Genomic DNA, 14,855 nt, shown 5'->3' on the forward strand with positions numbered 1-14,855 from the left:
CTTCCCATCTTCCAGCATACTCTGAATAGCATATTGTTGTATGGTAATGAGTGGTAAAACTATCCTTTCCCGAATGGCAATTGAAGTTTTGATCACTTTATTATCTCCCATCAACTCCTCCATTTGAGAAACTTTTTTAAGTTTTTCTACAGAGCGCTCATATTCTTGGAACATGAGTTTCCAAAATCCCCCATACTCTTCATTATTTTTTAGGTAGGAAGTTGCTGGATAGAAACACTTATTCAAAGACTGCATGGAGTTACCCAGAAGTGTCCTGAAAAATAAACTGTTTTGATACAATTCCTTTAATTCATCTACCCGGTTTTCCTTTTCCATCTCTGCAATAGCCGCACCTACTCCGTAATAGCCGGGAATATTTTGCTTCATTTGAGCCCAAGAACCAACAAATGGAATCGCTCTTAAATCCTCAAACTTCAAGCCTTCGCCCTTTCCTCTTTTCAAAGGCCGACTGCCTATATTCGTCATTCCAAAGTACTTAAGTGGAGTTACATGCTCCAAATATGGGACAAACTTAGGATGATTCTTAAAGGCCTTGTAAGATTCATAACCTCTATTGGCCAACTCTTCAATCAAAGCCCGCTGATCTTCAGAAAGGTTTCTTTCAGAGTCAGAATAAAGATGGTTTTCAAGACCCGCACTTAGCAGCTGTTCAAAATTATAAGTACAAGAAGCCTGCTTTCCATAGTTTGCAGAAATAGTCTGGCCCTGTATAGTGACCTGTATTTCCGCATTTTCAACGCGCTCTCCCAGTGATGCATAGAAATTATGCATATTTCCCCCACCTCTTGCAGGAGGCCCACCTCTACCGTCGAAAAAGACTACCTCGATTCCATTTTCACGGGAAACCCGAGTCATTTCCTCTTTTGCTCTTAATATGGACCAGTTTGCCTTCAGATACCCTCCATCTTTGGTTCCGTCTGAAAAGCCTAACATGATGGTTTGTTTATTTCCTCTACTGGCTAAATGCTTTTGATAAGCAGGCAAGCGATATAGGTAGGTCATAATCTCAGGTGCCTCAGCCAAATCATCAATTGTTTCAAAAAGCGGAACGACATCCAAAGGAAGATTCTCTTTTCCTTTACCTAATGTGAGTTTGGCTAATTGGAATACTTCTAAAAGATGCTTAGCAGATTGACAATTGGAAATAATATAGCGATGCAAAACATCCTCCCCATTGGATTCATGGATTTTTTCAATCGTTCCGAAGGACTTCAGCATTTCCTGATGAAACTCATCCTGAATTCTTTCAATCTCAGGAAGGGAATCTACTGCCAATAATTGCTGGATTTGCTCCTCCTCAGTTGCTTTCCATTCTATACCTTTCACTTCAAAAATCTCTTCCCAAAGCGCATCATGTTTTCGACTATCCTGACGCATATCCATGTAGGCAAAATGGAATCCGAAAATTCTGACTTTAAGAATAAATTCATCCAAGAGTTCCAAGAATAAGCCGTCATGATGTTCAATCAAAGCTTCCCTTGCATTCAAAAGATCCGCTAATAATTCTTCTTTGTTGGAGTAAACAGGTTGATCTTCAAAAAGCGTAGAATAAATCCCTTTTTCAACTTTCAGAATTACATTTTCTACGTGTTTGAAAGTAAGTCTTCTCCTCAACTTTCTTACATCCCGGTAGTAACAGCGTAAAATCCATTTTTTCAATCTTTCCGCTACCTGCATAGTGGTTTCATGAGTCACAAATGGATTTCCATCTCTATCTCCTCCCGGCCAAAAACCTACCTTCAGTAAACCTGGATTCTCCCAATCATGCAGCGGAATATTTAAGCGATTGAGCATTCTGATCATGATATCGGAGATACTTTGATAGAATACATTCTCCAAAAACCAAATCAAGCTGACCGCTTCCTCGTAAGGACTTGGCTTTTCTCTATTTATAAAACCTGTCTTTCCTAATTGCTGAAGCAATTGATTAATTCTCCCGATATCATCCTGCCGGATCGCATTTTCCAAGTCGGTGATAATTCCCAGCACATTTCCGGGATAGAATTGAGTTGGGTGAGCTGTCAATGTTAGCCTGACGGAAAAACTTTTGAGCTTTTCTATCAATGCTTCCTTTTTATGATCACTTTCCGCTCTGTTTATTAAGGCTTTAATAGAACCTTTCCCTCCCAAATCATTGATTTTTTCATACGCAGCATCTTCAATGGAGTCAAAAAGCACCACCTGTCTCTCCACATATTGAATCATTTGAAATAGCAGATCTGTTCTTTCCTTCTCAGAATTGGAAGGCATCATTTCTTCAAAAAAGCCTTCAATAATCTCTCGCGGAGTCTTCTCCGACTCAAATCCCTTTTGGCAGGCAGTTCCCAAAAGAGGCAACATGGTACCTGTTCTGAAAATATGATCGAAAGGAAGATCTAAAAAAAGTGAGTTATAAATTGTGAAGCGTTTTGCAACTTCGGTATCGTAGGTTTTATACATTAAGTAAAGAGGTTTAAAGCATTCTAAATTAATAAATTTCTTGTTTTTTACCGAGCAAATTGCCAATTCATTAAATAATTCATTCAATCATTTCTTTTTTTTCATTGATGACTAATGGAAAAACAATTCTTTGTAGCTTAAACTATTGATTCATCATCCTCATGAAAAACCTTCTGATCGTATCATTGATAATTGCCTTGTATGCCTGTAAACAAAAGGAATCCGATATGGAAAAATCCCTAGAGCTATTAAGTTATAAATTTTTAGTCGGAACTTACACAGATACCGAAGAACAGGGAATCGATCTTTTGACATTTTTCCCTGAAAAGGATTCTTTAAGCCTTGAAACTATTGCCAAAGGAATCTCCAATCCCTCTTTTATCCTGACAGGAAAAAATCAAGAATTCCTATACACAGTATCTGAAAATGCGGGAGAAAATGGCGGTCAAATCTTGAGTTTTGAACTCGAAGATTCAAGAACAGCATTACAGATTTTAGATTCAGCTTTTACTGCTGGAGACCATCCTTGTCATATTGCAATTTCACCTGATGAAAAATACATCCTTGTCAGTAATTACTCTGGAGGTAACCTTGCTGTTTTTAAGGTAACTAATGGGAATTTGGAACGGGTGCAGGTTCTACAGCATCAAGGATCAAGTGTCAATAAATCTAGACAGGAATCAGCGCATGTTCACAGCGCAACTTTCGATCCTTCCGGTGATTATGTTTGGGTTGCTGATTTAGGATCTGATGAACTGTATCGCTACAAATTTGAAAGTGGCCTTGAAAATCCACTTTCCTTTGAGGAAAAAATCCCCATGACTCCTGGAGATGGACCAAGACATTTGGCATTTTCGAAGGATCGAAAAGAACTTTTTGTTGTTCAGGAATTGACTGCCATTTTAGAAGTTTTCAGCTATCAGAATGGTCAAATGAAAAGTAAACAAAGACTCCCTCTTTTTTCTGAAGAATTCAAGGGTGCTTTAGGAGCGGCTGAAGTTAGGGTTTCGCCTGATGGCCAACATATTTATGCTTCAAATAGGGGTGATTCTAATAGTATTTCGGCTTTTAGAAAAAATGAATCTGGGATCTATGAATTGATCCAACACTACTCTTCCGGAGGAAAAATGCCTAGAAATTTCAATCTTACTTCCGATGGAAAATATCTCTTAGCTGCTCATCAGGAAAGTCATGAAATTGTGGTCTTTGAAAGAAATGCTGAAACGGGCGAATTAGCAAATACCGGAATAAGCATCCAAGGTCATAAACCTGTTTACTTACATCCCATTCAATGATTATTTGGGTTCTTCCCAAGGAATAACTGAATTATAGTGAATTTCTCCATTTTGAATTTGTAGAGGGGATTCAAGATTATTATGGTATAATTTCCCTGTTCCAAGGCCTTGATGAATGGAAGGTTGATATTGAGAAGCTAACTGGGCGATAGCGTTCAAACCAATATTACTTTCCAAGGCAGAGGTCATCCACCAACCTATTCCCCTTTCTTCTGCCTTTGCTATCCACTTTCTGCTCTCCAGAAAGCCTCCCAACAATGTTGGCTTCAAAATAATATGTTGAGGCCTGATAGTATCCAATAACAACTCCTTCTCCTTAACACCAATCAGTTCCTCATCCAAGGCAATTGGTAAGGGTGTTGACTTACACAGTAATCTCATGGTATCCCATTGACCAGCTTTGATGGGTTGCTCTATACTATGGATTCCAAGGTCTGCTAATTTCGCTAGTTTACTTTGCGCTTCTTCAGGAGAAAAAGCTCCATTTGCATCCACTCTCAAAATCATCTGATCAGGACTGAATTGCTTTCTGATAAATTCCAGCAATTCACATTCTTGCTTAAAATCAATGGCACCGATTTTCATTTTAATACAGGAAAATCCTGAATCCAGCTTTTCCTGGATTTGTTGCATCATGAATTCTCGATCACCCATCCAGATCAACCCGTTGATAGGGATGGCTTTCTGCTCTTCAAAAAACTGATTGGAAAAAAACTTTTTCTGTCCCCCATTGACAAAATCCAGCACAGCCATTTCTATAGCAAATCGGATAGAAGGAAAATCAAAGGACACATTTTTTTTAACAGTATCTAAGATTTCATCTTCCTCCAGCGACCACTCCACTTTCTCTAGTTTTTCAAGCGTATTCTTTACAACTTCCTCAAAATCCTGACGATCATCAATGCTCAGTTTTACCAATGGAGCAGCTTCACCCCATCCAATTTGATTAGGACTCTCCTCATTGTAAGCCTTGATCCACCAAATATTCCGAGTCTTTAATACACCACGGGAAGTCCCCGCTTCAAAGCGAAACTGGAGAGTTCTGGGAATCAATTGAAATTTCAGAGATAGCTGTGACATAAGACAGGCAGGGCTAAAAGATTAAAGAGACTATATTTGCGCTTTGAAATGAAACGCATGAAAGAGCCTCAGATTAACTTAAGAGACTACGAATATACACTTCCAGAAGATCGAATCGCCAAATACCCTTTAGAAAAAAGGGATGATTCAAAGTTGCTTCATTATAAAGCTGGAAATATTACACACCATCGTTTTTATAATCTTCCCGATCTCCTGGAAGAAGGAATGTTGCTTGTTTACAACGATACCAAAGTCATTCCTGCGCGATTAATTTTCCAACGGGAAACTGGAGCCAAAATTGAAATTTTCTTATTAGCGCCAGTATCTCCGAGCACAGTCATACCTGAAATCATGCTTGCCAAACATCCGGTATCTTGGGAAACCATGATAGGAAATGCCAAGAAATGGAAGGATGGCGAAATCCTGAAAGGGCGAGTTCAACATTTGGGAAAAGAAATCATCTTAGAAGCTAAGCTTCTGGATAGAGACAGGAAATTGGTAGAGTTTTCCTGGTCTCCATTCGATGTTGCATTTGTGGATATCGTAGAGTCTAGTGGAGAGGTTCCTTTACCTCCCTATCTCAATAGAAAAGCCGAAGAAGAAGATAAATCTAGATATCAGACTGTTTACTCAAAAAAAGAAGGCGCAGTCGCCGCACCAACTGCAGGACTTCATTTTACTGAAGAGGTTTTTTCAGCAATAAGAAAAAAAGGAGTGAAAGAATCAGAAGTCACGCTTCATGTCTCTGCAGGCACGTTTCAGCCAATTAAAGTTGACAAGGTTCAAGAACACCCCATGCACAGCGAACAAATTCATTTGCAAAGATCTGTGATTGAAAAATGTTTGGAACAAGAAGGGAAAACAGTCGCTGTGGGAACAACCTCAGTTAGAAGTTTGGAAAGCCTCTATTGGTATGGAGTGAAACTGATAGAAAATAAGGGAGAAGAGTTTTTTGTGGAAAAATTATTTCCCTATGAAACAAGAGAGGTATTGCCTACCAAAAAAGAGGCATTGCAAGCTGTTCTGGATTTAATGGATTCAACTGGACAAACCGAAATCATGGGAAGTACAGAAATATTCATTTTCCCAGGTTATCAATTTCAAATGATTGAAGGATTGATTACTAATTTCCACCAGCCCGGAACAACTCTTGTTCTTTTAATAGCTGCCATGATTGGGAAGGATTGGGAATTCGTATACCAAGAAGCCTTAGAAAAAGATTATAGGTTCCTCAGTTATGGAGACAGTAGTTTGCTGTGGTTTGATTAATCCGAGCCTAACTTCTTAATTCCATCGATGAGATTTTGGTAATAAGACCTTCCAACAGGAACTAGATCTTCTCCTACCTTTACTTCTCTCGGATTGATGGAAATTATTTCATCCAAGCGAACTATATAACTTTTGTGGATTCTCATGAATTCTTTCTGGGGAAGCGCTTCTTCAAAATCCTTTAGAATATTCCTCACAGAAATCACAAAATCTCTTGCTACCAAGGTGGTGTAATTTCCATCCCCCTTCAGCCAAAGAACATCTTGAAACTTAACTTTAACCAGAGATCCATCATGTCGAACAAATATGGCATCCCGGATTAAAAGGTTTGATTCTTTCTCCAAAGCAGCATCATGTTTGCTTGCACCGTTACTGTTCTTCTTAATACCTTCTAATAGCTCTTTCATATCCTTTCGATTTACATTTGCAACTTCCTGTGAAAGATGATTGTTTTGATTTTGTAAATTAAGGACTTAAATCAGCATATATTTTTGACCAAATGTCTCAATCAATCAGATTTTCAACTTTTTATCCAGCAATTTTCTCATTGATTTTCTTGAACTTTTCCTGTACAGATCCTGAAAATCCGGTCATTGATGATAATCCAGGAGGAAGCGCCAACAGCACAGTTACTATTTCATCTATTTTGCTTGAAAATGTATCAGGTGCCCCGGCCAATAAATTTCAGGATGAGTTAGAAATATCCTTTGAAGGTACTGATGACGGAAAAAAATACTTCTTAAAAATTCCGGCTAATCAAAACCCAATCAATAAAACCATTGAATTAGCCACAGGGGACTACACTTATACATATCTCAGTTCATCAAGAAATGAAACTTCCTCAGTTGCTGAAATATCCATAAAAGGCAGTTTCAAAGCTGAAAAAGACAATCAGGAACTAGTTCTTAAAGGAAACAGACTCAATAAAAGGATTAGAGTTGCTTCCAATCAACCAATCCAAGCTCCCTCCATATTGCTGGAAAATGCAAAACCTTTATTCGAAGCCTCTCTCAACAACTTTTATATCTACCATAATTTAAATGGAAGGCTGGAAATAAAAATTCCAATCGGAAATACCGGAAAGTTTATCACCCAGTTTGATTCCAATACAGAATCTAACATTGAATCAGCCTATAGAATCGAATTCAATGCAGGAAACTCAAGCTACCAAGAAGGTCTGATCAAAATCAACAGCCAAAATCAAGTAATTTCTTTAAGCCCTTCCACAATTAATTCTCTGGAAACCTCCCAAAATGAAACCTCAGGATTGGCATTTATTAACGGAAGATTATTTTCAATAAATGATGGGGAAAACCCCAATCAAATTCATGAACTTAATGCTTCCACAGGAGAGGTTTTGAGAAATATTACAGTCACGAATGCCAGTAACGTCGATTGGGAAGATTTAGCCCAAAGCGAAACTCACCTATTTATTGGCGATTTTGGAAATAATTTAGGCAATCGAAAAGACCTGGTAATCTATAGGGTCTCAATTGCTGAGCTACTCAATCAGGATAATTTGACCGCCGAGCAAATTAAGTTCAACTACCCTAATCAAACTGACTTTAGCGGTTCTTCCGAAAACCATAGATTTGATTGCGAAGCCATGATTTTTTATCAGAATAAGCTTCATTTGTTTTCAAAAAACCGAGGGTTTAATAATTCTGATCATTATGTATTACCTGCAATTCCGGGTGATTATGAAGCTGAGCTGGTAGAGACATTTTCCTTGAATGCCTTGGTAACTGGAGCTGATATCAACCGAGAAAACGGGGAAATATCCTTGATTGGATTCAGATTTTTAGGTTTAAATCCACTGGAACAGGCTATCTGGATCAGTGAAGGCATAAGAGAAGATCAAAAGTTGAACAACTTCTATCCCGAAATAAAAATTGGATATATACCGATTAGGGGATTTCCTGAAGGAATAGTCTATCAGGAATCAGGTCATTTATTGATTAGCTCAGAAAGATTTGTCTTGGAAGGCGTTTACAATATTCCTGCAACTCTAGCCATAATAGGCCTTGAAGGGTCTCATTAATCTAATTGAGACATTTTCTTTGCATTATTTCGAATTACTTCATCCAATTCTTGTGCGAGTGGCTTGAGGTAGGAAATATATTTTTGATTTTCCTCATCAAGTTTCCTGTAATCAATCAAATCCAATAAGCCAAGCATAGAAGAAAGCGGAGATCTCAAAATATGCGAAGGACGGATGGCCAATTCCCTTAATGTCTGAATTTCTTTTTCCTGCAAATTAATCCGATTGTACAAAACACTTTGATCAATTCCTTGAATCATTACCCAGCGCTTTTTGCCTTCCGAATAAATGACTTTAGTATGGAATGTCCAATATTCTGAGCCACCAGTTTTATTGGTGATTTTTACAGCCAATTTCTTCTCTTGTCCTTCAAAAGTCTGAGATATTATTTCCATTAATCTTTTGGATTTATCTCCTGCAAATTCGGTATTAAAGCCTGACTTAGCCGAAGAATTGCTGGAATTCCACTGTTGGATCAAAGATGATGCGAGGCTATTTTGCTGAACAACCGAAAAATTTCTCTCCAAAATCCAAACTGGACCTGAAATTAAGTCCAATTGCTCATTGGCAAAAGGTTTTACATTATTTGCATAAAACTCATCTTTTGGCGCAGGTCTCATAAAAAGTAGAAATCCTTTAGTATGTTTCAATAAATTAATGGAATATGAAAAGTACCCTGAAGCTCTCTTAACCCTTGCTTTGAATTGTGTCACTCCTTCTGTAGAGAGTATCTTTTCCAACTCCAAACGGTCAAAAGAATTCAGTTCAAATAATCCTGAATTCAGTAAGCTTTTCCCTATTAGTTCTGAACTCCCATTTGCAATCCAATCCGCTACTAAAGGTTCGGCGGAAATAAACTCCAAGTTTTCATCCAGTTCAGCCTTTCCGAAATTGAGAAGATCGATAAGATGATTCCATGGGAGTTTCCGTTCAAGGAAGTTCAAGTCAACACCAATACCAATGAATCCCAAGGGATCCATTTCGGAGTTGATCACCATAGAAAATTCCCACCATGATTGCGCTCTTTTCTGATCAATAAATTGGAGCAAAACCGGATATTGCTCTTTAGGTTTGAGCATTAATTGATCAATTAAACCTTCCAGTTCTTGCTTTGATCGGAAATCTAGGTGATCAAAAATAGAAGATGAATCAGAAATTCCCAGTAGCCCTTTAAAAAGAGCATTTGAATCCTCAACATTTCCTTCTATATCTAAAAAGACTAGATAAAAATGCTCGGACTCCTGAAAAAATTCAGGAATTAGCTGTTCGATATGTTCAATGCTGATCAATTTGGGTGTAAAACTTGGGGTGATAATCCAATAAGTACTCTTCGAATATTGCAAAAAAATTTTATTAAAAAAAAGACTCAATTGATAGAACAAAATTCTATAAACCAGACGTTTACGGGATAAAATTTGTTTGGACAATGTAAAAAGTAAGACCTAAACCAAAAAATGCTTTTTGTCACCAAAAAGTACTTGAATTTTTTTTTGAAATTTTCTAAAAAAAATTACATCCAGTTTGATTCTAATTGCGAAAAACTCGTGTAATCAATCTCTTTGATCAATAAAATCAATGAATCAGTGAACTCCTGTTTACTGATTCTCACAGTAAAAGGGTAGGTATGGGAATCGGAGGATTTAACTTTTATAGACCCGAAAAGACGAGAGAGTTCAAATCGAGAATCAGAGTGAATTGCCACAAGGGCAGAATCAAATTCACAATTCTCAATCAAAAAAGAGGCATTTGTCGTTTGAATAACCATAATCCAAAAATTTGCTTTAAAAATACCAATTAATAAAATCTTTCAAACATCCCGAATAAAATTTTTAAAGAAAAGGGCAAATATTTGAATTGATAGTCAGGGGATTAAAAAAATTAGCTTTCAATCTTCAGATGCTTCGGCAGATTCCTTGCTTAAATCTTTTCATTTGGTTTATATTTGCATCGCCTAAAGGAAATGGTTAGCCATTAGGTGAAGGTTTATATGAAATCTTTATAATTGAATTGGAAATAATAAATAATACTCTTTTGTTAAAGAAGGGAAAAAATTTCCAAATCATAAAAATATTAGAGAGTTGGGTGAGTGGCTTAAACCAGCAGTTTGCTAAACTGTCGTACGGGTCAAACCGTACCGGGGGTTCGAATCCCCCACTCTCTGCTGAAATCCTTAAGAGAATTAGTTCGGGGTGTAGCGTAGCCCGGTATCGCGCCACATTTGGGATGTGGAGGTCGTAGGTTCGAATCCTGCCACCCCGACAAAAAGGGTGTCAAAAGACACCAAATTTGTACTAATCTTATGAAAACCAAGGATTTAAATAATTCTTGGTTTCATTTGAATAGTTTTGAAATCATAATTGAACGTGTCCTATTACGTGTCCTGTTTTTGGGAATCGTTTTTTAGTAACTTTAGTACGTTCAACTCATCGCAATAGACTTTTCACGGCGATTTGGCTTTCGTTTAACGGATTCAATAATCTTTAAAAAACGAAAGTGATGAAAACTACACACACTTTTATTATTCATTTTTGGTTGAAAAAGAAATCAATCAGGAAAGATGGTACAACACCTATTTATGCCCGAATTAGATTGGATGGTAAACCAGCTGATATCAGCACCAAAAAATCAGTACTTGAAAGACATTGGTGTCCAGTCTCGGAAAGAGTTAATCTAAAACATAAGGATGCATCCTTTATAAATGATTCTTTAGACGATATATCCTCAGAATTGAAGGCTTCATACCGTAGTTTACTCCAAGAAGGAAGATTCATTACTGTTCAAGACATAAAGCTTAGATATTTAGAAGAGGATAGCCCCTTGAGAACAATAAGGGAACTTCTTAAGTATCATAAAGAGAATGAAATCCCAAAACTAAAAAAAGGTACTGCAAAGAATTATGGTGCCACAGAAAAATATCTTCTCTCTTTTTTGTCCAAGAAGTATCGAACCTCCGATATGCCTCTAAATCAAATTAATTATTCTTTTGTTCTAAATTTTGAAAACTACCTCCGCAATTGTAAGCCTTTGATGAAATCCCAGCCATTAGGTAATAACGGAATAATGAAACACCTAGAGCGTTTTAAAAAGATGACTACGATTGCTTGTAAACTTGACTGCATCAAGCAAAATCCATTTGCTTTTTTTAATTCTAAGTTCACATCCTATGACCGTCAATATTTAACTATTGAAGAGCTTAGCTTAGTTGAAGAACTTGAGTTGACTGATTTCGGATTAAAAAGAGTACGTGATTGTTTCATATTTGCCTGCTACACGGGCCTCTCTTATATTGACTTAAAAAGGCTAAAACCTGGACAGATAGTTGTTGGAATAGATGGTGGAGAATGGATATATACAAAAAGGGAAAAGAGCAAAACAGCTGTAAAAATCCCTTTACTGAGCAAGGCCAAAGAAATTCTGTGCAAATATACTAATGACGGATATGGGAAGAACAATGACCTTTTATTGCCCGTTTATAGCAATCAAAAGTGCAATTCTTATTTAAAGAAAATTATCGCCAAGTGCGGAATTGATAAACATATTTCATTTCATGCAGCTAGGCACACCTTTGCGACTACCGTTACGTTGGCGAATGGAGTTCCTCTCGAAACAGTATCTAAACTTTTAGGACACCGAAGACTTTCTACCACTCAAATATATGCGCGGGTTATGGAGAAGAAAATCAGCGAAGATATTGCGGTACTTAAGACTAAGCTTGAATCCTCTAGTAGAAAAGATAATCTATTGGAGACCAGAACAGCCTAAATATTAATTTAAACTTGAAATTTCGAACTAAGAATTACCACCATATCAATGACTTACAACTATTTGAACGAAAGAAAATTATTATATTTAGAAATATTTTGAATTCAAAGTCGATATTACAGAGTATCTATTTACACTAACCATTCCTGTTTAAAGACATTGTATTAGCGAATTCATATAATGCAAAGCTAATTACATTTCCAATAATGGGAAGCCCTATCTATTGGATGTAGTGAAATATCCCAATTACTCTTACTGATTCTGAATTCCGTAAATCGTGAGAAAATGATACATATTTTCACTACTGGAGGTACTATTGAAGGGTTGGATTATGATAAACCAAAGGACGCAACGCTTCAAAACACCATCTCCATTGAGGATTTTCTTAACTGCGCAAAAGTATCATCACCCTTTAGGCTTGAGAGAGTTTTTCAAAAAGACAGTCGTTTCATCACCGCTGAGGATAGATTGGAATTGGCCGAAAAGATTACTGCTGCCTCTTCAAATCAAATTCTTGTTACCCATGGTACCTTGACTATGGCTGAAACTGCGAAATTTTTAGGCAAGCTTGGTTTGGAAAAGACTATAGTGTTGGTGGGTTCCCTTAAATTGGGAACTGATAAGGATTCTGATGCTCCATTTAATTTGGGCTTTGCCTTTGGAGTTCTAGATTTTCTGGAATATGGTGTCTATATCGCCATGAATGGAGAAGTTTTTACTTGGGACAATGTTCGGAAGAATTTGGAATCTAACCAATTTGAAAAGGAATTCTAATGAGTAATTGTTATGTTCGGCACTTCAATACATTGGACAACTTTTTTCTATCTATTGATAGATACTTTCATATTGATTTTCGCCATTTTCCAGAATGCACGCCTAAGACATAACAATTTAAAAAGATATCTTGGTTTAGCCGTCCTATTTGTCCTTTACAATTTCACAGGAGGATTTCTACCTTTTGAAGGTTTTCCTGGACCATTTATTTTGCAATACATCATTACATATGTAGTGGCCATGACCATGGGTATTTACCTATTTTATTATATTTATAGGGAATATGACATTACATTTTTAAACGTCCATTTAACCATTTCAAATATTTCAATTTATGGTGGATTATGCTTTCTAGGGCTTTATTTGTTACCTTATTATCTTACTGGTTCAATAGATATTGCAAGGATGGCATTCGCTTTCCCGGTATCACTTATTTCTTTTTATTTTCTTTGGGCATTCAATAAAAAAATATCAAATTCTAAAAACCCTAATGACTTTGTACTCCGTCGAAATAAACTTGCCTTGTTGAGCGTGACATGTATGGTGCTTCTACCTGTACTTACAGTAATTGGCGATTATCAATGGCTAACCTTTACAATAATCAATATTTCTTTCTTTGCGATAACCGCCATTGAAATAGACAGATATCTGTTTTTCCTCGAACACAAAAGCAAATTGATTGAGGTGTTCGGATATTATAAGGACATAAAGGACAATCTTCTAGAACCGAAATTTTTCAATAAAGGACTTACGAGAAGGGAGATAGAAATTGCACTGTCAATTTTAGATGATCGCAACTACAAGGAAATTGGAGACGATTTCCATATCGCAGAAAGTACGGTTTCCAAACATGCATCCAATATTTATAAAAAAATGGATGTCAAGAGCAGAGTCGAGTTTTTAAATCGATTTAAACTCTCAGGGTCCTAAACCAATGACAGTAATTTTGATTCCGTAGTATAAATACGGACTGAACCGTATGTAAATACGCCATATATCCTTGGGTCTTGATTACTAAGGTGCTATATTAGATAGCAACTGTCTGGGTATAGAGGGTCAACCCCCAAACCACTATACAACCTTACCAAAAAATTGACCTCTATACAATTTTATAATTGTAAAAGAGGTGCTATGGATTTTAAGCCCTTCATAGATGGCCTTCAAAAAGATTTGCTAGAGGCCCAGGTAAATATTCCTAATGTCATTAAGAGGGCCAATCATTCAATTCGCCTGTGCCATTCGCTGCTATCCATTTTTAAACAAGGGGTTATTAACGACGGTTTTGAATCTATTGAAAAGGAAATAGAGTTTTTTAAGAGTTATAAAACTATTCCTGCCTCACAGTTAATTTATCATTCCCAAGTACGTTCTTTTGAACTAGAATTCCCCAGGGGAGATGAAAATGCCCAACGTAAATTCATTAAAAAACGATTGAACCGTATCAATCGATTTTATCGTAACCATACCAGTTTCAGCGAATATATCACGTCTGGGCGAACCCATTTTGATGAACAGTATTTTACCAGAAAACACCTCGATTCATTTCCACTTAATTTATCGCATGTTTACTTTCATGATGTGGATTTCAACACACCAAAAGATATGTTGTTGTCAGAATTCAAGGCATATGATTCCATATTGGTTTATCTCCAAAACCGTATGATCGATAAATCGAAATTACGCAGGGTAAATGCAGAAGAGTTGAACAATCAATTAAACCTCCAGTGGACGGCAAACAAATCTGCATTGACCGAATTGATTTACGCCCTACATTATAATCGGGTCATCAATAATGGTAATGCAGATATTAAGGAAATTGCGTCCGCTTTTCAGCAAGTACTACATTTTGATTTAGGGGATTTCTACAAAACATTTTCAGAAATCAAATCAAGAAAGATAAGCCGTACGAAATTTCTTGATGATTTAGCTTCTGGATTACAATCCCACATGGACAGCACTGATTTATAAAGGTCGGTTAAGCCCAATAAACCTTGATTTTAATTACCGTACTCCGGTTAACCTCCGGTTAGTGCATATAAATGTTCTTTTAGGGAATATTTTTGACTTCTTTGAACGTAAAACATGGTCAGAAAAGCAGGAAAATAGCCTTTTGTTCCCTAATAAACCCAAATGTTAAATTTTCACCCGACTCCCGTTGAACTGGTGAACAAAAC

Annotated in this window: 11 protein-coding genes and 2 tRNA genes; 9 read left to right on the plus strand and 4 right to left on the minus strand. The window is 36.8% G+C overall.

Translation table 11 applies throughout. The features are described 5' to 3' along the window. A partial coding sequence (locus B2906_RS01785) for a phosphoenolpyruvate carboxylase (RefSeq protein ID WP_286935390.1) occupies window positions 1-2,460 on the minus strand: 2,460 nt, incomplete at its 3' end. Between the two features lie 161 nt (window positions 2,461-2,621). Here B2906_RS01785 and B2906_RS01790 point away from each other — a divergent pair. Next, window positions 2,622-3,755 carry a lactonase family protein gene (locus B2906_RS01790; protein WP_144605278.1) on the plus strand — a complete coding sequence of 378 codons (1,134 nt, stop codon included), beginning with the start codon at window positions 2,622-2,624 and terminating at the stop codon, window positions 3,753-3,755. Here the strand turns inward: B2906_RS01790 and menC are convergent, their stop codons facing one another. Next, on the minus strand, window positions 3,756-4,835 hold the full coding sequence (gene menC, locus B2906_RS01795; protein ID WP_144605279.1) for an o-succinylbenzoate synthase: 1,080 nt from the start codon (window positions 4,833-4,835) through the stop codon (window positions 3,756-3,758). A 57-nt stretch (window positions 4,836-4,892) separates the two neighbouring features. Here menC and B2906_RS01800 point away from each other — a divergent pair, with 57 nt between their 5' ends. Beyond that, a complete protein-coding gene (locus B2906_RS01800) occupies window positions 4,893-6,104 on the plus strand; it encodes an S-adenosylmethionine:tRNA ribosyltransferase-isomerase (protein WP_414631661.1) in 1,212 nt (403 codons plus the stop codon). Here B2906_RS01800 and B2906_RS01805 read toward each other — a convergent pair. After that, complete coding sequence (locus tag B2906_RS01805) at window positions 6,101-6,511, minus strand: LytR/AlgR family response regulator transcription factor (RefSeq protein WP_144605281.1); 411 nt, start codon at window positions 6,509-6,511, stop codon at window positions 6,101-6,103. The two genes, B2906_RS01800 and B2906_RS01805, sit on opposite strands and share 4 nt — an antisense overlap. Window positions 6,512-6,603: 92 nt before the next feature. Here B2906_RS01805 and B2906_RS01810 point away from each other — a divergent pair, with 92 nt between their 5' ends. After that, window positions 6,604-8,145, plus strand: a complete 1,542-nt coding sequence (locus B2906_RS01810; RefSeq protein WP_144605282.1) for a hypothetical protein — start codon at window positions 6,604-6,606, stop codon at window positions 8,143-8,145. On the opposite strand, the gene B2906_RS01815 is transcribed toward B2906_RS01810, so the two are convergent. After that, entirely contained in the window at window positions 8,142-9,488 is a 1,347-nt protein-coding gene (locus B2906_RS01815; protein WP_144605283.1) for a hypothetical protein, read from the minus strand. The two genes, B2906_RS01810 and B2906_RS01815, sit on opposite strands and share 4 nt — an antisense overlap. A gap of 729 nt (window positions 9,489-10,217) precedes the next feature. Here B2906_RS01815 and B2906_RS01820 point away from each other — a divergent pair. The 6 genes from B2906_RS01820 (at window position 10,218) to B2906_RS01845 (ending at window position 14,649) form a co-directional block, all read left to right on the plus strand. Beyond that, window positions 10,218-10,306, plus strand: a tRNA-Ser gene (locus tag B2906_RS01820). A gap of 24 nt (window positions 10,307-10,330) precedes the next feature. Further along, window positions 10,331-10,404: transfer RNA gene (locus tag B2906_RS01825), tRNA-Pro, on the plus strand. A 237-nt stretch (window positions 10,405-10,641) separates the two neighbouring features. Continuing rightward, entirely contained in the window at window positions 10,642-11,907 is a 1,266-nt protein-coding gene (locus tag B2906_RS01830) for a site-specific integrase (RefSeq protein ID WP_219958276.1), read from the plus strand. Window positions 11,908-12,192: 285 nt separating this feature from the next. After that, the gene (locus B2906_RS01835; RefSeq protein ID WP_219958277.1) at window positions 12,193-12,681 is read left to right on the plus strand and encodes an asparaginase domain-containing protein; all 489 of its coding nucleotides are present in this window, start codon (window positions 12,193-12,195) and stop codon (window positions 12,679-12,681) included. Window positions 12,682-12,735: 54 nt separating this feature from the next. Continuing rightward, complete coding sequence (locus tag B2906_RS01840; RefSeq protein ID WP_219958278.1) at window positions 12,736-13,611, plus strand: helix-turn-helix domain-containing protein; 876 nt, start codon at window positions 12,736-12,738, stop codon at window positions 13,609-13,611. Between the two features lie 201 nt (window positions 13,612-13,812). Then, on the plus strand, window positions 13,813-14,649 hold the full coding sequence (locus tag B2906_RS01845) for an RteC domain-containing protein (RefSeq protein ID WP_219958279.1): 837 nt from the start codon (window positions 13,813-13,815) through the stop codon (window positions 14,647-14,649). The last annotated feature ends 206 nt before the right edge of the window (window positions 14,650-14,855 follow it).

This window comes from Algoriphagus sp. UBA3586 (assembly GCF_002376385.1).
GTDB classification, from domain to species: domain Bacteria; phylum Bacteroidota; class Bacteroidia; order Cytophagales; family Cyclobacteriaceae; genus Algoriphagus; species Algoriphagus ornithinivorans.

Excerpts from the sequence above, each read along its gene's own strand:
- B2906_RS01845 (WP_219958279.1), top strand. The coding sequence starts at position 13,813 with ATGGATTTTAAGCCCTTCATAGATGGCCTTCAAAAAGATTTGCTAGAG.
- B2906_RS01830 (WP_219958276.1), top strand. The coding sequence starts at position 10,642 with ATGAAAACTACACACACTTTTATTATTCATTTTTGGTTGAAAAAGAAA.
- menC (WP_144605279.1), bottom strand. The coding sequence starts at position 4,835 with ATGTCACAGCTATCTCTGAAATTTCAATTGATTCCCAGAACTCTCCAG.
- B2906_RS01805 (WP_144605281.1), bottom strand. The coding sequence starts at position 6,511 with ATGAAAGAGCTATTAGAAGGTATTAAGAAGAACAGTAACGGTGCAAGC.
- B2906_RS01835 (WP_219958277.1), top strand. The coding sequence starts at position 12,193 with ATGATACATATTTTCACTACTGGAGGTACTATTGAAGGGTTGGATTAT.
- B2906_RS01790 (WP_144605278.1), top strand. The coding sequence starts at position 2,622 with ATGAAAAACCTTCTGATCGTATCATTGATAATTGCCTTGTATGCCTGT.
- B2906_RS01800 (WP_414631661.1), top strand. The coding sequence starts at position 4,893 with ATGAAAGAGCCTCAGATTAACTTAAGAGACTACGAATATACACTTCCA.
- B2906_RS01810 (WP_144605282.1), top strand. The coding sequence starts at position 6,604 with ATGTCTCAATCAATCAGATTTTCAACTTTTTATCCAGCAATTTTCTCA.